Source organism: Mycolicibacterium aichiense (assembly GCF_010726245.1).
Classification (GTDB): domain Bacteria; phylum Actinomycetota; class Actinomycetes; order Mycobacteriales; family Mycobacteriaceae; genus Mycobacterium; species Mycobacterium aichiense.
Window position 1 is genome coordinate 3,373,011 of record NZ_AP022561.1, and the last position, 18,892, is coordinate 3,391,902.

17 protein-coding genes are annotated in these 18,892 nt (G+C 69.2%); 5 read left to right on the forward strand and 12 right to left on the reverse strand.

Features of this window, described 5'->3' with window-relative positions; all coding sequences use genetic code 11:
• Nucleotides 1–3: 3 nt before the first annotated feature.
• From murD to G6N32_RS16435, 9 genes are all read right to left on the reverse strand, one after another.
• A complete protein-coding gene (gene murD / locus G6N32_RS16395; RefSeq protein WP_115321289.1) occupies nt 4–1,482 on the reverse strand; it encodes a UDP-N-acetylmuramoyl-L-alanine--D-glutamate ligase in 1,479 nt (492 codons plus the stop codon).
• The gene (mraY, locus tag G6N32_RS16400) at nt 1,466–2,545 is read right to left on the reverse strand and encodes a phospho-N-acetylmuramoyl-pentapeptide-transferase (RefSeq protein ID WP_115320493.1); all 1,080 of its coding nucleotides are present in this window, start codon (nt 2,543–2,545) and stop codon (nt 1,466–1,468) included. The genes murD and mraY overlap by 17 nt, the downstream gene beginning before the upstream one ends.
• Nucleotides 2,542–4,023: a UDP-N-acetylmuramoyl-tripeptide--D-alanyl-D-alanine ligase gene (locus G6N32_RS16405; RefSeq protein ID WP_115320494.1), complete on the reverse strand. Its 1,482-nt coding sequence runs from the start codon at nt 4,021–4,023 to the stop codon at nt 2,542–2,544. Before G6N32_RS16405 ends, mraY begins: the two co-directional genes overlap by 4 nt.
• Nucleotides 4,020–5,561, reverse strand: coding sequence for a UDP-N-acetylmuramoyl-L-alanyl-D-glutamate--2,6-diaminopimelate ligase (locus tag G6N32_RS16410; RefSeq protein ID WP_115320495.1), 1,542 nt, complete (start codon nt 5,559–5,561; stop codon nt 4,020–4,022). Before G6N32_RS16410 ends, G6N32_RS16405 begins: the two co-directional genes overlap by 4 nt.
• A 37-nt stretch (nt 5,562–5,598) precedes the next feature.
• Nucleotides 5,599–7,518 (reverse strand): peptidoglycan D,D-transpeptidase FtsI family protein, encoded by a 1,920-nt coding sequence (locus G6N32_RS16415; RefSeq protein ID WP_115320496.1) that lies wholly within the window; start codon nt 7,516–7,518, stop codon nt 5,599–5,601.
• Nucleotides 7,515–8,690: a cell division protein FtsL gene (gene ftsL, locus G6N32_RS16420; protein ID WP_232077139.1), complete on the reverse strand. Its 1,176-nt coding sequence runs from the start codon at nt 8,688–8,690 to the stop codon at nt 7,515–7,517. The genes G6N32_RS16415 and ftsL overlap by 4 nt, the downstream gene beginning before the upstream one ends.
• Nucleotides 8,690–9,886 carry a 16S rRNA (cytosine(1402)-N(4))-methyltransferase RsmH gene (gene rsmH, locus G6N32_RS16425; RefSeq protein ID WP_115320497.1) on the reverse strand — a complete coding sequence of 399 codons (1,197 nt, stop codon included), beginning with the start codon at nt 9,884–9,886 and terminating at the stop codon, nt 8,690–8,692. The genes ftsL and rsmH overlap by 1 nt, the downstream gene beginning before the upstream one ends.
• The gene (mraZ, locus tag G6N32_RS16430; RefSeq protein WP_115321291.1) at nt 9,861–10,292 is read right to left on the reverse strand and encodes a division/cell wall cluster transcriptional repressor MraZ; all 432 of its coding nucleotides are present in this window, start codon (nt 10,290–10,292) and stop codon (nt 9,861–9,863) included. The genes rsmH and mraZ overlap by 26 nt, the downstream gene beginning before the upstream one ends.
• A 364-nt stretch (nt 10,293–10,656) precedes the next feature.
• A complete protein-coding gene (locus G6N32_RS16435; protein WP_083122832.1) occupies nt 10,657–11,061 on the reverse strand; it encodes an SCO2097 family morphological protein in 405 nt (134 codons plus the stop codon).
• A gap of 271 nt (nt 11,062–11,332) precedes the next feature.
• On the opposite strand from G6N32_RS16435, the gene G6N32_RS16440 reads away from it, so the two are divergent.
• The 4 genes from G6N32_RS16440 to G6N32_RS16455 are packed head-to-tail and all read left to right on the forward strand — an operon-like array spanning nt 11,333 to nt 15,370.
• On the forward strand, nt 11,333–11,932 hold the full coding sequence (locus G6N32_RS16440; RefSeq protein ID WP_163789568.1) for a GNAT family N-acetyltransferase: 600 nt from the start codon (nt 11,333–11,335) through the stop codon (nt 11,930–11,932).
• Nucleotides 11,933–11,955: 23 nt separating this feature from the next.
• Nucleotides 11,956–12,642, forward strand: coding sequence for an LppM family (lipo)protein (locus tag G6N32_RS16445; protein WP_170310599.1), 687 nt, complete (start codon nt 11,956–11,958; stop codon nt 12,640–12,642).
• A 36-nt stretch (nt 12,643–12,678) separates the two neighbouring features.
• Nucleotides 12,679–13,800 carry a bifunctional (2E,6E)-farnesyl/geranyl diphosphate synthase gene (idsA2, locus tag G6N32_RS16450; protein ID WP_232077141.1) on the forward strand — a complete coding sequence of 374 codons (1,122 nt, stop codon included), beginning with the start codon at nt 12,679–12,681 and terminating at the stop codon, nt 13,798–13,800.
• A gap of 4 nt (nt 13,801–13,804) precedes the next feature.
• Nucleotides 13,805–15,370: an alpha-(1->6)-mannopyranosyltransferase A gene (locus G6N32_RS16455; RefSeq protein ID WP_115320498.1), complete on the forward strand. Its 1,566-nt coding sequence runs from the start codon at nt 13,805–13,807 to the stop codon at nt 15,368–15,370.
• Here the strand turns inward: G6N32_RS16455 and G6N32_RS16460 are convergent.
• Nucleotides 15,288–15,692: an Rv2175c family DNA-binding protein gene (locus G6N32_RS16460; RefSeq protein ID WP_115320499.1), complete on the reverse strand. Its 405-nt coding sequence runs from the start codon at nt 15,690–15,692 to the stop codon at nt 15,288–15,290. The two genes, G6N32_RS16455 and G6N32_RS16460, sit on opposite strands and share 83 nt — an antisense overlap.
• Before the next feature lie 37 nt (nt 15,693–15,729).
• On the opposite strand from G6N32_RS16460, the gene G6N32_RS16465 reads away from it, so the two are divergent.
• On the forward strand, nt 15,730–16,962 hold the full coding sequence (locus tag G6N32_RS16465) for a protein kinase domain-containing protein (RefSeq protein ID WP_115320500.1): 1,233 nt from the start codon (nt 15,730–15,732) through the stop codon (nt 16,960–16,962).
• On the opposite strand, the gene G6N32_RS16470 is transcribed toward G6N32_RS16465, so the two are convergent.
• Together G6N32_RS16470 and G6N32_RS16475 are read right to left on the reverse strand one after the other, a co-directional pair.
• The gene (locus G6N32_RS16470) at nt 16,959–18,347 is read right to left on the reverse strand and encodes a class II 3-deoxy-7-phosphoheptulonate synthase (protein WP_115320501.1); all 1,389 of its coding nucleotides are present in this window, start codon (nt 18,345–18,347) and stop codon (nt 16,959–16,961) included. The two genes, G6N32_RS16465 and G6N32_RS16470, sit on opposite strands and share 4 nt — an antisense overlap.
• Nucleotides 18,348–18,379: 32 nt before the next feature.
• Entirely contained in the window at nt 18,380–18,889 is a 510-nt protein-coding gene (locus G6N32_RS16475; protein ID WP_115321299.1) for a polyadenylate-specific 3'-exoribonuclease AS, read from the reverse strand.
• Nucleotides 18,890–18,892 lie beyond the last annotated feature (3 nt).

The window sequence follows — 18,892 nt, forward strand, 5'->3', positions numbered from 1 at the left end:
CGATTACCGGGCCGTGGCGCGCACGGCGGCGGCGAACGCGTCGCCCCGGTCGGCGTAGCCGGCGAACTGGTCGAACGACGCGCCGGCGGGGGCAAGCAACACCGTGTCGCCGGTGTGGGCCAGGCTCGCGGCGGCGGCGACGACCTCGGTCATCACCCGGGCGCCCAGGCCCGGAGCGGAGGCGTCGACCACTCGAGTCTCATGAGTAACACCTGACTCATTGGTCTCATGCACCACAGCATCCTCCCGCGTCACGACCTCGATGACGGGGACATCGGGCGCGTGTCGCGATAACGCCTCGGCAACCACCGCGCGGTCATGGCCGATCAGCACCGCACCGGCCAACCGGTCCGCCACCCGGGCGACCAGGTCGTCGACCGACGCGCCCTTGAGCATGCCGCCGGCCACCCACACCACCCGCGGATAGGCGGTGATCGACGCCTGCGCGGCGTGCGGGTTGGTGGCCTTGGAGTCGTCGACGTAGGCCACCCCGTCGACGACTCCCACCTCCTCGGCGCGGTGCCGCCCGACCCGGAAGGTGGTCAGCGCGTCGGCGATCGAGGCGGGTGCGACGCCGACGGAGCGGGCCAGCGCCGCGGCGCCCAGCGCGTCGAGGACACCGACCGGGCCCGCCACCGAGATCGACTCGACCGGGGCCAGTTCCAGATCGTCGGCGAACGCGCGGTCGACGAGCATGCCGTCGCGGACGCCGAGTTCCCCGCTGTCCGGCTCCCCCAGCCGGAACCCGACCTTCACGGATGCGGCCGCCCCGGGCAGCAGACCGCTCGCGACCGGATCATCGAGACCGACTACCGCGACGCGGCCGTCGAGCACCCGGGCCTTCGCGGCGGCGTAGGCCGCCATCGACCCGTGCCAGTCCAGGTGGTCTTCGGCGACGTTGAGCACCGCGCCTGCCTCCGGGCGCAGCGACGGCGCCCAGAACAACTGGAAGCTGGACAACTCCACGGCCAGGACGTCCGCGGGCTCGCCCAACACGTCGAGAACCGGGTCGCCGATGTTGCCGCACAACACCGCACGGCGGCCGTCGGCGACCAGCATGGCGTGCAGCATCGAGGTCGTGGTGGTCTTGCCGTTGGTGCCGGTGACCACCAGCCAGCGCCGGGGCGGGCCGTAGTGGCCCGCGGCATCAAGGCGCCAGGCCAGCTCGACGTCACCCCAGATCGGCAGTCCGGCCCCGGCGGCCGCGGCCAGCACCGGCGCGGTCGGGGGGAAGCCCGGGCTGGTCACCACCAGGGCGAAATCGCTGATCGACACCACCGCCTCAGCCGGGGTGATCGCATGAACACCGTTGTCGGCCAACGCTTTCAATGCTTCGGCATTGTCGTCGCACACCCAGATGTGTACGTCCAGCGACGCCAGAGCCGACACCACCGCACGGCCGGTCACCCGGGCGCCGGCCACCAGCACCTGCGCCCCCGAGGTCAGCGGCTCGAGCCCGGGCACCTCAGGCCCCGATGGCAGACAGCCACTCGCCGTAGAACAGCGCGACACCGAGGCCGCAGGCGATCGCCGTGAGCAACCAGAACCGGATGATCACCGTCGTCTCCGCCCAACCGACCAACTCGAAGTGGTGGTGGAACGGTGCCATCCGGAACACCCGTCGCCCGGTGGTGCGGAAGGCCAGGATCTGCACCACCACCGAGGTGACCTCGGCGACGAACAACGCGCCGAGCACGACCGCGAGCACCTCGGTGCGGCTGGTCACCGACAGGCCCGCGATCATCCCGCCCAGCGCCAGCGATCCGGTGTCGCCCATGAAGATCTTGGCCGGCGCGGCATTCCACCACAGGAAGCCGATGCACGCCCCGGCGGTGGCCGCCGCCAACAGCGCCAGATCCAGCGGGTCACGCACGTTGTAGCAGCCCAGTCCGGGGGCGGTCGCGCAGGCGTTGCGGTACTGCCAGAACGTGATCAGCACGTACGCGGCGCTGACCATGGCCATGCTGCCGCCGGCCAGCCCGTCGAGTCCGTCGGTGAAGTTCACCGCGTTGGACCAGGCGCTGACCACCACCACGGCGAACAGCACGAACAGCAGCGGGCTCAGCGTGACCGTGGCGATCTCGCGCACGTAGGACAGCTCGGGGCTGCCCGGCGTGAGTCCGTCGGAGTTCCGGAACTGCAGCACCAGGATGCCGAACAGCACGGCGGCGGTGATCTGCCCGACGGTCTTGGCGGTCTTGTTCAGGCCGAGGTTGCGGGAACGGCGGATCTTGATCAGGTCGTCGACGAAGCCGACCGCACCGAGCGCGGTGGCCAGACCGAGTACCAGCAGGCCGGATGCCGACGGGCCGTCACCGTCGAGTGCGAGGCCGACCAGGTGGGTGCCGAAGTACCCGGCCCAGATGCCGACCAGGATCGCCACGCCGCCCATCGACGGGGTGCCGCGCTTGGTCTTGTGGCTCGGCGGACCGTCCTCGCGGATCTCGTGGCCGAAGCCCTGGCGGGTGAACAGCTTGATCAGCGCCGGGGTCAGCAGGATCGACACCGCCAGCGCGATCGCGACGGCGATCAGGATCAGTCTCATGACACGCCCTCGTCGAGCAGTGCTTCGGCCAGCGAGCCGAGGCCTGCCGAATTCGACGCTTTCACCAGGACGACGTCACCGGGCTGCAGTTCGGCCCGCAACAACGCCAGCGCGGCGTCGGCATCGGCGACCATGGTGGATTCCGAACCCCAGGATCCCTCCATGACCGCCCCGTGGTGCATGGCGCTCATGGGCCTCCCGGTTCCGACGACGACGAGTCGACTGATATCTAAGCGCACAGCCAGCCGGCCGACACGATCATGCTCGGTTATCGACTCATCCCCCAGTTCGGCCATCTCGCCGAGTACCGCCCAACTGCGGCGGGTTTCGCCCGAGCGGGCCATCACGGCCAGCGCCCGCAGCCCGGCCTTCATCGAGTCGGGGTTGGCGTTGTAGGCGTCGTTGACGATGGTGACGCCGTCTGCGCGGGTGTGCACCTCCATCCGGTGCCGCGACGCCGGGCCCGCGGTCGCCAGCGCGGCGGCCACCTGCTCCGGAGTCGCACCACATTCCAGCGCCACCGCCGCCGCCGACAGCGCGTTGCCGACCTGATGCTCGCCATGCACGGCCAGCCGCACCTCGGCGGAGCCGGCCGGGGTCAGCAGAGTGAAGCGCGGCTGGGCCAGGTCGTCGAGCTCGATGTTCTCGGCGCGGATGTCGGCCGCCTCGGACTGCCCGACCCGCACCACCCGGGCTGCGGTCCGGGTCGACATCGCCGACACCAGCGGATCGTCGGCGTTCAGGATCGCCACGCCCGAGGCCGGAACTGCTTCTACCAGTTCACCTTTCGTGGCGGCGATGACCTCACGCGAGCCGAACTCGCCGAGATGCGCGGTGCCCACGTTGAGCACCACCGCGATCGACGGCGGCGCGATCGCGGCGAGCGCGGCGATGTTGCCGAGGTGGCGGGCCGACATCTCCAGGACCAGGTAGTCGGTGTCCTCGGTAGCCCGCAGCACCGTCCAGGGCAGACCGAGTTCGTTGTTGAACGAGCCGGGCGGGGCGACCACCTCACCCAAGGGGCCCAGCACCGCGGCGATCAGATCCTTGGTCGACGTCTTGCCCGACGACCCGGTGACCCCGACGATCGTCAGCCCGCCCGCGACGAGTTCGGCCGCGACCGCCGCGGCCAGCTTCGACAGCGCGGCCAGCACGGCGGCGCCGGAGCCGTCGACGTCGTGTTCGAGCACCCCGGCTCCCGCGTCGGCGGCCACCGCAGGTGGCACCACGATCGCGGGTACTCCCACGGGCCGGGCCGCGAGCACCGCGGCCGCACCCGCGGCGGCGGCGGCCTCGGCGAAGTCGTGCCCGTCGCTGCGGGCACCCGGTAATGCCAGGAACAGCCCACCCGGACCGACCGCGCGTGAATCGAATTCGACGGTCCCGCTGACGATCCGCTCGGCAGCCGCGTCCACGCTGATGTCGGCGAGCTCGCCGCCGACGATCTCCGCGATCCGGGCGACGGACATCGCGATCATGTGCCCGCTCCCCGCGCGTCGAGGGCGGCCGCGAGTTCGGCGCGGTCGTCGAAGGGACGGGTCCGGCCGGCCGCGGTCTGCCCCTTTTCGTGTCCTTTGCCTGCGATCACCACGACGTCACCGCTGCGGGCCCAGCTCACCGCATGCCGGATCGCCGCGCGCCGGTCGCCGATCTCTATGACTTCAGCGCCGTCGGCACCGCGGGCACCGGCCATGATCGCGGCCCGAATCGTCGCGGGGTCCTCATTGCGAGGGTTGTCGTCGGTGACGATCACCAGGTCGGCGAGCCCGGAAGCGATGCGGCCCATCGGTTCCCGCTTGCCGGGATCGCGGTCGCCGCCGGCGCCGAAGACCACCGCCAGCCGGCCCTGCGCGGGCTTGAGGGTCTCCAGCACCGCCTGCAGCGCGCCAGGCTTGTGGGCGTAGTCGACGACTGCCAGGAAGTCCTGCCCGCGGTCGATCGGCTCCAGCCGGCCGGGCACAGCCGCAGCACGCAACCCCGGCGCGGCCTGCTCGGGTGACACCCCGATCGCGTCGAGCATCGCCAGCGCCAGCAGCGCGTTGGCGACGTTGTAGCGCCCGGGCAGGCGGATCCGCAGCCGGTGATGCACCCCGGCGGGGTCAACGGCGGTGAACTCCTGGGCGCCGCCGTCGAGCACCGTGATGTCCTCGGCCCGCCAATCCGCCGGGTGCCCGTCGGCGGACACGGTCACCGAATCGTCGGCCCGGCGGGCCATGTCGCGGCCGGCGTCGTCGTCGACACAGATCACCGACATCGCGGCGTGGGCCGGTGAGGCCGGGTCGAACAACCGCGCCTTCGCTTCGAAGTAGGCGGCCATCGTGGGATGGAAGTCGAGGTGGTCGCGGGACAGGTTGGTGAAACCGCCGACGGCGAACCGGATGCCGTCGGTACGGCCGAGTTCGAGGGCGTGGCTGGAGACTTCCATCACGGCGGTGTCGACGCCCTTCTCGGCCATCACGGCCAGCAGCGCCTGCAGCGCCGGGGCTTCCGGGGTGGTCAATGCGCTGGGCACGTCATCCCCGGCGATCCGGACACCGACAGTGCCGATGAGCCCCGGTACGCGGTCGGCCGATCGCAGGCCCGCCTCGATGAGGTGGGTAGTGGTGGTCTTGCCGGAGGTTCCGGTGACGCCGACGACCACAACGCGGTCGGACGGGTGGCCGTAGACCGCGGCGGCCAGTTCCCCCAGCACCGCCCGGGGCTGCGGATGCAGCAGGACCGGGATGGGTGCGGGTTCGCCGAGCAGGCGGTGGATGACGGCGACACCTTCGGCGTCGGTGAGCACCGCGACGGCGCCGCCGTCGACCGCGGCCGCGGTGAATTGCGCGCCGTGGGCCGAGGAGCCGGGCAGCGCGGCGAACAGGTCACCGGCCACCGTGTCCTGGCCGCGCAGGGTGATTCCGGTGATCCGGACATCGGGTGTCGTACCGCCGGAAGCCGGAACCGCGCCGACGCGGGCGGCCAGCGTCGGCAAGGTCAGCGCCGGCGTGGCGCGGGGCCGCAGGGCGTTGGTCATTGGGTGCTCACCCTACCCAGCCGGCACGGTGAGCCGGTTATGTGGCCTGAAGGATCAACGGCGCGCCGGGATCCGCCGAGAGCGGGACGTTCTGGCGCTGCAGCAGCCAGGCCGCGATGTTGTGGAACAGCGGCGCAGCCGAGTGACCCGGTGAACCGTCCGGATTGCGCTGCGGGTTGTTCATCATGATGCCGATGACGTAGCGAGGGTCGTCGGCGGGCGCCATGCCTGCGAAGGTGATCCAGTAGACGTCGCTGTAGTAGCAGCCGCACGCCGGGTTGATCTGCTGGGCGGTTCCCGTCTTGCCTGCGATCTGATAGCCGTCGACAGCGGCCGGTGCGCCGGTGCCCTGCTGGTAGCCCATCGGGTCGCGCTGGACGATCGCGCGGAACATGTTGCGCACCGTGCGGGCGGTCTCCGGCGAGACGACGCGGATGCCTGCGGGTTGCGGCTCCTCGGTGCGGGTGCCGTCCGCGGCGACCGTGGCCTTGACGATCCGCGGCGGAATACGCAGGCCGTCGTTGGCGATCGCCTGGTACATCCCGGTCATCTGCAGCAAGGTCATCGAAAGGCCCTGCCCGATGGGCAGATTGGAGAACGTGCTGCCCGACCACTGGTCGATCGGCGGCACCAGGCCCGAACTCTCACCCGGCAGACCCACATTGGTGCGCTGCCCCAGACCGAACTTTCCGAGCATGTCGTAGTAGCGCTCCGGCCCGATCCGCTGCGCGAGCATCAGGGTGCCGACGTTCGACGACTTCCCGAACACGCCGGTGGTGGTGTAGGGCATCACGCCGTGGCTCCACGCGTCGCCGACGGTGACGCCACCCATGTTGATCGAGCCGGGTACCTGCAGCACCTCGTCGGGGTTGGACAGCCCGTACTCGATCACCGAGGAGGCGGTGACGATCTTGTTCACCGATCCCGGCTCGTACGGCGAGGTGACGGGCAGGTTGCCCAGCTGCTTGTCCTGCTGCCTGCCGATGTCCTGGCTGGGATCGAAGGTGTTGTCGTTCGACATCGCCAGCACTTCACCGGTTTTCGCGTCCAGCACCACCGCCGAGACGTCTTTGGCGCCGGAGGCGTCCTTGGCCATCTGGACCTGCTGCTGGACGTAGAACTGGATGTCGTCGTCGAGGGTCAGCTGGACGGTGGAGCCGTTGACGGCGTCGTGCTTGTTGCGATAGCTGCCGGGGATGACGACACCGTCGGAGCCCCGGTCGTAGGTGATCGAACCGTCGGTGCCGGACAGCTTGCCGTCCATCGAGTCTTCGAGGCCGAGCAGTCCGTGGCCGTCCCAGTCGATGCCGCCGACGATGTTGGCCGCCAAGGCGCCACCGGGATACTGGCGCAGGTCCTGGCGTTCGGCGCCGATCTCGGGGAACTTCTTGATGATGGCATCGGCGATCGCCGGATCGACCGCGCGGGCCAGATAGACGAACGTCTCGTTGCTGCGCAGCTTCTTGAGCAGGGTGGCCGCATCGGGCTTGTTGCCCAGCTTGCCTGCGACCTCGGTGGCGATCTGGGTCAGCCGCTTGTCGGGATCCGGCGCGGCCGGCGACTTCTCCTTGGCCTCGGTGAGCTGCTTGCGGATCTTGACGGGCTGGAAGGTCAGTGCCCTGGCTTCGATCGTGAAGGCCAGCTTGTCGAAATTGCGGTCGACGATGCTGCCGCGAACCGCCTTCTCGACATCGGTCACCTTGAGCTGGCTGGCGGCCTCGGCACGCAGCCCGTTGGCCTGAGGCACCTGCAGGTTGAACAACTGGGTGGCGGCCACGCCGAGGGCGAGGAAGATGACGATGTTGCCCGCGCGATGGCGGAATACGAATGATGCAGTGCGGGAGCCGCTTTCGACGATCTCACGGGTGCGGCGCGATTTTGCCGGACGGCCGGGGCCGGTATCCGGTTGAGCCTTGGCCGACGAGGTGCGCTGCCGTGTGGAGTCCCGGCGACTCACTGACCGGCTCCGGCGGGTACAACAGGCGGATCGACCGGGGGCGCAACCGGGGCCTCAGGCGCGACTGCGGGCGGTGCGGCCGCGGGCGGTGCGACTGCCGCCGGTGCGGCATCAGCCGGCGCCGGCACGGGTGCCAGCACGAGGCCCGGCGCCGGTGCGGCCGCAGGCGCGGGCGCCTGAGCCGGCACCGCCAGCGTGCCGGGCAGCGGCGCCTGCGCCGCGGCGGGGGGAAGTGCGCCAATACCGGGTACCGGAACAGCACCGGGCGCCAGAACCGTGCCGGGCAAGGTGGCCAAGGGAACGCCGAAGGGCATCGCACCATTCAACGGCAGCCCACCGAGCGGAGTGGTTGCGACACGCACCGGAACCTCGGGGGAACTTCCCGGCTTCGGCGCGGCCGCCGGTGGCGGCACGGGTGCGGCGGGCGGTAGCGGCTTGTCGTCGGGCAGCTTGCTGTTCAACGGCGGCGGCGGGACACCTTCGGCCGGCTTCGGCTTGCCCACCACGGTCCAGTTGCCGGTCGGATCCTGCACCAGATGCGCGGTGTCCTTCGACGGGATCATGCCCAGATTGCGCGCGGACTCGGCCAGTGCGGGCGCGGACTCCGCCTCCAGCACGTCGCGTTCGAGGGCTTCCTTCTGCTGCGACAGCGCCTCATTGGTGGATCTGGCGGTACCCAACTGGTAGGACCGCTGAGCGGCGTCGGTGGACAGCCACAGCGTGACGGCCAGCCCGAGGCCCAGTGCCCCGATCACCAGCACCACGAACGGAACCTTGGCGACCAGCGTGTGCGGACGCAGGTCGATGTCGGCCAGCCGGGCGATCAGCCGGTCGCGCAGTGGCGGCCGAATGACCTTGGGGGCCTTCGCCTTCCGTGCCTTCGCGCGCGCCTTGGCTTGACTGACGTTCTTGGCCCGGGTTGGGCGTTCGGCAGGCCGGGCGACCGGCGCGGTCTGCGGCCGCTGCCGCAGTGCACGCGGTTCGTGCGGCCGGCGGGCCGATGCGCGTCCACCCCGTGCCGGCACCTCGGTGCCGCGGCGACGCGCGGTGGCCGCGCCTGCGCCTGCCTTCTTCCTGGCCGACTTGGTCGGTTCGCTCTTGTCCCGCTTGGCCCCGTCCCGTTTGACCCCTGCGTGATCCGCCGGGCCGGCTGGCTTACGCCCCACCTTCATCAGCTGTTTCCTCCCCGTCCCCGGTTGGCCGACATCACGCGTTGCAGTGCCCGTAGCCGAACCGGCGCACTGCGTGGATTCCGTTCGATCTCCGCAGCGTCGGCGCGTTCGGCGCCGCGGGTGATCGCGCTGAATTCCGGCTCATAGCCGGGCAATTCGACGGGCAGGCCGGCCGGCGACCGGGAGGCGGTTGCCGCGGCGAAGGTCGTCTTGACGATCCGGTCCTCCAGCGACTGGTAGGACATCACTGCGATCCGGCCGCCGGGGCGCAGCGCGGCCAGCGCCGCGGGCAGGGCCGCCGTCAGCGAGTCCAGCTCGGCATTGACCGCGATCCGCAAGGCCTGGAAGGTCCGCTTCGCGGGGTGCCCCCCGGTGCGGCGTGCCGGGGCCGGGATGCCCTTGTAGATGATCTCGACGAGTTCGCCGGTGGTGGTCAGCGGCGCCTGCTGGCGACGTTCCACGATCAGCCCCGCGATGCGATGGGCGAACTTCTCCTCGCCGAAGCGGCGCAGGATGTCGGTCAGTTCGGCACGGCCGTAGGTGTTGAGGATTTCCGCGGCGGTCAGCGGGGCGTCGGTGTCCATCCGCATGTCCAGGGGCGCGTTCTTGGAGTAGGCGAATCCGCGCTCGGCCTGGTCGAGCTGCATCGAGGAGACACCGAGGTCGAACAGCACACCGTCGATGGATTCGGTCGCCTCCCGGCCGGCTTCGGCAAGGGCATCGGCGATCCCGTCGTAGCGGGTGTGGACCAGGGTGATCCGATCGGCGAACGGGGCCAACCGCTCTCGGGCACCGGCCAGGGCGCCTGGGTCACGGTCCAGCCCGATCAGGCGCAGCGCGGGAAATTCGGTCAGGAAGCGCTCGGAGTGGCCGCCGGCACCCAGGGTCGCGTCGACGAGGATCGCATCCGGACCGGTCAGCGCCGGGCCGAGGATCTCGACGCACCGATCCAGCAGGACGGGGATGTGCCCGTGCCCTGATTCGGGGTCGGATTCGTCAACCACGACGGGACCTCCGGGTAGATCGCGGTGCGCCGCACCAGTTGGGGCCGAGCGGACCCCTGCATCGAGGTCCCTGTCCGAACAGGTGAACCTGGCGTTGGGGAAGTACGTCAGGGTCGGTTCGGGCAGAGACCACGATGCACGGGCTACCTCCGGCTGGGCGGCCAGCTCAGATGATGTCGCTGAGTGCTTCATCGCTGGCCGCGGAGAAGTTCTCTTCGTGGGTCTCCTGGTATTCCTGCCAGGCTTGGGCGTCCCAGATCTCGAGGAAGTCGACGGCGCCGATCACTACGCATTCCTTGGACAGGTTGGCGTAGCGCCGGTGGTCCACTGACAGCGTGATCCGGCCTTGGGAGTCGGGGTGCTGTTCGTCGGTGCCGGCCGCCAGGTTGCGCAGGAACGCACGTGCCTCCGGATTGCTGCGCGAGGTCTGCGAAGCCCGCCGGGCCAGCTGTTCGAATTCCGCCCGCGGGTAGACGGCAAGGCTGTGATCTTGGCTTTTGGTCACCATCAACCCTCCTGCCAGTGCGTCGCGGAACTTGGCGGGCAATGTCAGCCGCCCTTTGTCGTCGAGCTTGGGCGTGTACGTGCCGAGAAACATGCTGTGCACATCTCCTTGCCCTCACGCCCCCGGAGCCGTCGCTCCGATAACCGCCACAATACCCCACAATCCCCCACTTTGCTCCACATAATGGCCGGTTTTTCCTCCCTATCCACCACTCTCTGCCACCTACCCCCCGACCCGGGCACTTCGGCCGTCGACTCGGCCCACAAAAGCGCAGCTCAACGGCCGGTGGGGCGAAGTGGGGGTTATCGGCGCGCGTCGAGATCGACACCACGGTCACTCCGATGGCGGATCAACAGCCCTGGTGTCGGTATCGCGGAGGGCGAACGGCCGGATCGGGGTCCAGGCAAACAAAAACGGGGCAGCCGACGTGGCTACCCCGTGTTGGAGACGCTGACCGTCACTCGTCGAAACGACGCCGGAAGCGATCCTCCATGCGGCTGGTGAATGATCCGCCGCCACCCTTGGGCCGGCGCTGACGCGAACCGGACGACGGCGGGCCCGAGCGATCCCGGCCGCCTGCGACGCGCGGGCCGGTGATCGCGAAGACCACGCCGCCGAACATCACCACGAAGCCGATCACCGACAGGATCGGGAAGCTTCCGATCATCGTGGCCTTGAACGCAACCCCGGCAACCAGCATCGCCAGACCGATCACGAACAGGCCGGCGCCCTGCAGCCGTCTGCGCGTGGAGGGGGCCCGCAGAGTTCCGCCCCGCACACTCGAGGCGAACTTGGGGTCCTCGGCATAGAGAGCGCTCTCGATCTGATCGAGCATGCGCTGCTCATGATCGGAGAGTGGCATTCGTCCCTCCTTGCCGACACGGCCGGTCACGATTCCGATAAAACTTGGCTGCCCAGCAATCTACGGGGCGACTAACCAAATGATACGAGCTAGATGTGCGGCGTACCACCTAGTTGGTCCACCCGATTGTAGCTGTGTCCAGGCGTTGTTCTGTCCTCGCCATCACCGCGTAAGGGCCTGGTCACCACAGCACCGGCAGAGCCGGGCCGCGAGTGCACCGATAATGGCCATGCACCCCGGATCCATCGACCGACAGAAAGGCATCGTGGCGTTGGCGACTTTCCTCATCGATCTGTCGCCCACCGACATGGCGCAGCGTCTTCACGACGCTCTGAGCGTGTACGTCGACGCCATGCGCTACCCGCGCGGCACCGAGGGCCAGCGGGCGGCGATGTGGCTCGAGCACACCCGCAGGCAGGGGTGGAAAGCCGTCGCAGCCGTGGAAGCCGACACCGCACCCGCCGCGGAGCCCGGCGCCGCGCAACTGTCGGCCGCTCCCCTGCTCGGTATCGCCTATGGCTACTGCGGCGCGCCCGACCAGTGGTGGCAGCAGCAGGTGGTGGCCGGGCTGCACCGCATCGGCGTGCCCGCCGAGGAGATCGGCCGGCTGACCAGCAGCTACTTCGAGCTGACCGAGCTTCACATCCACCCGAGCGCCCAAGGTCGCGGACTGGGTGAGGCGCTGGCCCGGCGGCTGCTGGCCGACCGGGGCGAGTCCCACGTACTGCTGTCGACCCCGGAGATCGTCGGCGAGGCCAACCGCGCCTGGCGGCTCTATCGCCGACTCGGCTTCACCGACGTGATCCGCGGCTACCACTTCGCAGGTGATCCGCGGGCGTTCGCGATTCTGGGTCGTAGCCTCCCGCTGTAGCGCGGATCTGGCACGATACCCACGTGCGCGACCGATCCCGCCGCCTGCGCTTACGCGCCCTGGCGTTGTTGCTGCTCATCGTCGCCCCCTTGGCGGTCGGCTGTGTGCGAGTCCACGCCTCGATCACGGTGTCCCCGGACGACCAGGTCTCCGGTCAGATCATCGCCGCCGCCAAAGCCCGTGACTCGGACGACCAGGGGCCGCAGTTCGACCTCAATGTGCCGTTCAGCCAGAAGATCTCGGTGTCGAAGTACGAATCCGACGACTTCGTCGGCTCCGAGGCGGTGTTCTCCAACCTCAGCTTCTCCGAGGTGCCACAGCTGGCCAACCTCAACCGCGAGGCCGCCGGGGTGGACATCTCGCTGCGCCGGGCAGGCAATCTGGTGATCCTCGAAGGCCGCGTCGACCTCACCAGCGTCACCGACACCGACGCTGACGTTTCGCTGACGGTTTCCTTCCCCGGCGAGGTGACCTCGACCAACGGCGACCGCCTCGACACCGACGTCGTCGAGTGGAAGCTCAAGCCTGGTGTGGTGTCGACGATGAGTGCCCAGGCCCGCGCCACCGACCCCAGTACCAGGTCCTTCACCGGCGCAGCGCTCTGGCTCGGGCTCGGCGCGCTGGTCGTGAGCGGCGTCATCGGCAGCCTGGCCTGGGTCAGCAGGGACCGTTCCCCGCGATTCGCCAACTCCGATCAGGCCGACAACTAGCCGACGTTCTAGTCTGGTTGCACCCGGATCTCCCAGGTGCGGTCGTACACAGAAAGGGGCGCTGCGCTGAGCGTCGAAGCAGCTCCGTCTGCCGTCCAGCTGGCCGGCGCCGTCACCGATCAACTTCGGAAGTACCTGGCCGGCCGCCGCGCCGAGGCCGCCTATATCGGCACCGACTACGACGGGCTGATCGGTGCCCTCGAGGACTTCGTGTTGCGCGGCGGCAAACGGGTGCGGCCCGCCTTCGCCTACTGGGGCTACCGCGCCGTCACCGCCGACCCCGACCTGCCGGTCGATGACAATGCGCTGCGGTTGTTCTCCGCGCTGGAGCTACTGCATGCCTGCGCGCTGGTGCACGACGATGTCATCGACGATTCGGCGACGCGACGCGGCTGGCCGACGGTCCACGTCCACTTCACCGACGTGCACCGCAGCAGCGGCTGGCGGGGCTCCTGCGAGCAATTCGGCCGCTCGGCCGCGATCCTGCTGGGTGACCTGTCACTGGTGTGGGCCGACGACATCATCGCCGCAGCGGATCTGGACGACGACGGCCGGCGGCGCGTCCGGCGGGTGTGGTCGGACATCCGCACCGAGGTGCTCGGCGGCCAATATCTCGACATCGTCGCCGAATCCAGCGGTGCCGAGTCCATCGAGTCGGCGATGAACGTCAACACGTACAAGACCGCGTCGTACACGATCTCGCGACCGCTGCAGTTCGGCGCCGCGGCCGCCGCCGACCGGCCTGATGTCCAGCAGATCTTCTACGAACTCGGCACCGACCTCGGTGTGGCGTTCCAGCTGCGCGACGATGTTCTCGGCGTGTTCGGCGATCCCGCCGTCACCGGTAAACCGTCCGGCGACGACCTGCGGTCCGGCAAGCGCACCGTGCTGCTCGCCGAGGCCGTGCAGCGGGCCACCGAGTCGGATTCGGCCGCCGCGGACCGGCTGCGTGCCGGGATCGGTACCGAGCTGTCCGACGCCGACGTGCGCCAACTCTGTGACGTGATCGAGTCGGTGGGTGCGCTGGCCGCGGTCGAAGACCGCATCGAACTGCTGACCAATCGGGCGCTGACCCTGCTGGAGAGCGCGCCGATCAACGCACCCGCCAAGGCTGGTCTGACCGAACTCGCCAGATTGGCCGCCAACCGGTCCGCCTAGGCCCATGTCCGCCACCTCACCCTCACCCACCACACCGACCAGCCGGGGCGGCCTCGCGCGCCTGGCGGCGTTCACCGCCGCCGACGAGGGCCGCCCGGCATTGCTCGGTTTCCTCGGCGCGATCCTGCTCACCCTCGGCGGGCTCGGCGCGGGCAGCACCCGCCAGCATGACCCGCTTCTGGAGTCGATGCACCTGTCCTGGTTGCGATTCGGCCACGGCCTGGTGGTGTCGTCGGTGCTGCTGTGGGTGGGCGTCGTACTCATGCTTGTGGCGTGGCTGTGGGTGGGCCGCAGAGTTGTCGATCCGGACAACGAGGTCAGCGAGTTCGCGATGATCGCGACCGCCGGGTTCTGGCTGGCGCCACTGCTGCTGAGCGTGCCGCTGTTCAGCCGGGACACCTATTCGTATCTGGCGCAGGGCGCACTGCTGCGCGACGGTCTCGACCCGTACGCCGTCGGACCGGTGGAGAACCAGAACTCGTTGCTGGACAACGTGAGTCCGATCTGGACGACCACCACCGCTCCTTACGGTCCGGCGTTCATCCTGGTCGCCCGATTCGTCACCACCGTCGTCGGGGACCATGTGGTGGCCGGCACGATGCTGTTGCGACTGTGCATGCTCCCCGGTCTGGCGCTGCTGATCTGGGCGGCGCCCCGGGTGGCCCGTCACATCGGCGCGAACGGCGCGGTGGCGCTGTGGATTTGCGCGCTCAACCCGCTGGTGATCATTCACCTGATGGGCGGCGTGCACAACGAGATGCTGATGGTCGGGCTGATGATGGCCGGCATCGCGCTGACGTTCGCCCGCCATCACGCTGCCGGGGCGGCGCTGATCGCGATCGCCGTCGCGGTCAAGGCCACCGCGGTGCTGGCGTTGCCGTTCATGGTGTGGGTGTGGATGCGGCATCTGCGGGACCGGAATAAGTACAGCGCGCCAAGAGCTTTCGCAACGGCATCGGCGGCGTCGGTGGCGATCTTCGTCGCGGTGTTCGCGGTGCTGTCGTGGGTGGCCGGGGTGGGTCTGGGCTGGCTCACCGCGCTGGCCGGTTCGGTGAAGATCATCAACTGGCTGACCATCCCGACGGCGGTCGCGAACCTCACCAACGCGATCGGCGGACTGTTCATGCCGGTCAACTTCTACGCCGTTCTCGACGCCACCCGCATCGCCGGAATCGTCATCATCGCGGTGTCACTTCCGCTGCTGTGGTGGCGGTTTCGGCACGACGACCGCGAGGCGCTGACCGGCATCGCGTGGGCCATGCTGGTGGTCGTGCTCTTCGTCCCGGCAGCGCTGCCGTGGTACTACACCTGGCCGCTCGCGGTGCTGTCGGCGTTGGCGCAGTCCCGCACCGCGATCGCCCTGATCGCCGGGTTCTCGACGTGGATCATGGTGATCTTCAAACCGGACGGTTCACACGGGATGTACTCGTGGATCCATGTGCTGCTGGCCACCGCGTGTGCTCTGGCAGCCTGGTATTCGCTGAAGGTCAGTACGCCATCGCCTGGGCGCGGCGAACCACCTCACGAGCCTGATGAGCGTGCAGCGCATCAACCGGGCGAGCGTTGCTGACGGTTTCACGCGATCCGTCTCGGGTGATGGTCAGTGACGGGTCGGCGGTGAACAGCCAGCGCAGGATCTCGGTGTCGCGGTAGCCGCCGTCGCGCAGTACCGCCAGCAGGCCGGGCAGGCTTTTGACCACCTCACCCTCGGCGTTGAGGAAGGCCTTCGGGATCATCGGGACCCCGCCGCGTTTCACCGCGACAAGATGGCCTTCACGTAACTGCTGATGCACCTTGGTCACCGGGATGTGCAATAAGTCGGCGACCGCCGACAGATCGTAGACGGGCTCGTCGGGATCCAGCACGTCTTCGCCGGCGGGAATGCTGCTCACCGGCCCAGTCTAGAACTGTTCGGCCTCGGCATACCATGTGTCGGTGACGTCGGACCCCCTCAACGGCGTGTTGCTGGAAGACCGGTACCGCGTCGACGCCAAGATCGCCACCGGCGGCATGTCCACCGTGTATCGCGGTCTCGACGTGCGCCTGGACCGGCCGGTCGCGCTGAAGGTGATGGACGCGCGGTACGCGGGCGACAGCCAGTTCCTGACCCGCTTCCAGCGGGAGGCCCGCGCGGTGGCCCGGCTGAAGGACCCGGGGTTGGTCGCGGTTTACGACCAGGGTCTCGACGGCAGCCACCCCTTCCTGGTGATGGAGCTGATCGAGGGCGGCACGCTGCGCGAGTTGCTGCGCGAGCGCGGGCCGATGCCCCCGCACGCGGCGGCGGCGGTGCTGCGCCCGGTGCTCGGCGGACTGGCCACCGCGCATCGCGCCGGATTGGTGCACCGCGACGTCAAACCCGAGAACGTGCTGATCTCCGATGACGGCGAGGTCAAGCTGGTCGACTTCGGGTTGGTTCGCGCGGTGGCCGAAGCCGGGATCACCTCGACCAGCGTGATTCTGGGCACCGCGGCCTACTTGTCCCCCGAGCAGGTGAGTACCGGAGCGGCCGACGCACGCAGCGACGTCTACGCCGTCGGCGTCCTGGCCTACGAATTGATCACCGGCGCAACGCCGTTCACCGGAGACAATCCGCTGACTGTCGCATACCAGCGGATGGACCACGACGTGCCGCCGCCCAGCGCGGCGATCAGCGGGGTGCCGCCCCAGTTCGACGAGTTCATCGCGCACGCCACCGCCCGCAACCCCGACGAGCGGTTCGCCGACGCGGCGGAGATGGCCGAAGACCTGGACGCGATCGCCGTGGAATTGGCGCTGCCGAAGTTCCGGGTGCCTGCACCGAAGAACTCCGCTCAGCACGCCGCGGCCACCGCTTTTCACAGCCGGCCCACCGTCGACTTCCACCCGGCCCCGCAGGCGGCGCTCGCGCACACCGCGCCGCCGCTGCCGCCGCCACCGGCCGTCAAGAATCCCACCCGCCAGCTCATTCGTGACCCGCAGGACTGGCAGCCCGCCGCCGAGGACGACGAAAATTCGGAACTGGCAAGCCAATTCGCCGGTATCGACATCGGTGAATTCATCTGGGAACGGCAGCGCGCCCGTCGGGCGCTGATGTTCTGGACCCTGATCGTGCTGCTGCTGACCGGCGGTATGGCCGCGGCCGGTTGGGCCCTGGGGACCAACCTTCAAGGCCTGATCGGCTAGTCGCGCAGCATCTCCGCGACCAGGAACGCCAGCTCCAGTGACTGCTGGGTGTTCAGTCGCGGATCGCACGCCGTCTCGTAGCGGCCGGCCAGATCCGTGTCGGAGATGTCCTGCGCGCCGCCGAGGCATTCGGTGACGTTCTCGCCGGTGATCTCGACGTGGATGCCGCCGGGATGGGTGCCCAGCGCCCGGTGCACCTCGAAGAAGCCCTGCACCTCGTCGACGATGCGGTCGAAGTGCCGCGTCTTGTAGCCGGTCGAGGACTCATGGGTGTTGCCGTGCATCGGGTCGCACTGCCAGATCACGTGATGGCCCGACGCCTGCACCTTCTCGATGATCGCGGGTAGCACATCGCGCACCTTGCCGTTACCCATCCGGCTGACCAGCGTGAGACGGCCGGGCTCGTTGTTCGGGTCGAGCCGCTCGACGTACTCCACCGCCAGTTCCGGTGAGGTGGTCGGGCCGATCTTGACACCGATGGGGTTGGCGATCACCTCGGCGAAGGCCACGTGGGCGCCGTCGAGCTGACGGGTGCGCTCGCCGATCCAGACGTAGTGCGCGGACAGGTCGTACAGCTTCGGGCCACCGACCGCGTCGGCATCCATCCGCAGCATGGCGCGCTCGTAGTCCAGCACCAGCGCCTCGTGGCTGGCGTAGATCTCGGCGGTGTCCAGGTTGCGGTCGTTGACACCGCAGGCCGTCATGAAGCGCAGGCCACGATCGATCTCGCCGGCCAGCGTCTCGTAGCGGGCACCCGCCGGCGAGGTCCGGACGAACTCGCGGTTCCAGTCGTGCACCGCGTGCAGCGATGCCAAGCCCGACGACGTCAGCGCCCGCACCAGGTTCATCGCGGCGCTGGCGTTGGCGTAGGCGCGGACCAGCCGCGACGGATCGTGCTGGCGCACCGCGGCGTCGGGGGCGAAACCGTTGACCATGTCACCGCGGTAGGACTTGAGCCCCAACGCGTCGGTGTCCGAGGAACGCGGCTTGGCGTACTGGCCCGCGATCCGGGCCACCTTGACCACCGGCATGCTCGCGCCGTAGGTGAGCACGACGGCCATCTGCAGCAAGGTGCGGATGTTGGCGCGGATGTGCGGCTCGGTGTTGTCGACGAAGGTCTCGGCGCAGTCGCCGCCCTGCAGCAGAAACGCCTTGCCCAGGGCCACATCGGCCAGCTGCGACTTCAGCTTCTCGATCTCCGACGGCACGGTGACCGGCGGCACGCTCTCGAGGACGGTACGCATCGCGGCGGCCTGCTCGGGATCCCAGCTGGGCTGCTGCAACGCCGTCTTCGACAGCGCCGCGTCGAGCCGTCCGCGCAGGTCAGCCGGGAGCGGCGGGAGCGACGGCAACTGCTCGATCGGTACGTCAACGGTCCAATTCACCCGTCCATGGTAACCGGGCCGCGCATCCCCTTTTACCGGCTGACCGGCGTCACACCCAGGTCGATGCCGGTGGTCATCAGCACATACCGGCGCCGGTTGTGGCGGGCGTCGACCAGGGCGTCGTGGGTGTCGTGCGGTCGCGGTGGCATCCGCGGGCTGCCGCGGTCCTCCCAGAACTGGCGCAGCTCGCGGGTGAACCGCGGGATCTGGGGCGGCAGGCTGGTCATCGGCCCCCACAACTGACAGAGCGCGACGTGGTCGTAGGCGGCCACCCAGGCCCACAGTTCGATCGGCTCGTCGCCGTCGATGCCGAGGAACTCCTCCAGGCCCTCCCGGATCTGGCGGCGCGAGCGCCACAGCTGCGACGACGGGCTGGGCAGCTTGGGCAGCACGTTGGTGCGCACCCACCGGCCCGCGGAGTCGGGGTCGAACTCGGTGGAGATCGCGTAGAACTCGCGTCCGTCTTCGGCGACGACGCCGATCGAGATCAGGTCGATGATCCGACCGTTGTCGATGAACTCCGTGTCGTAGAAGAACCGCACCGG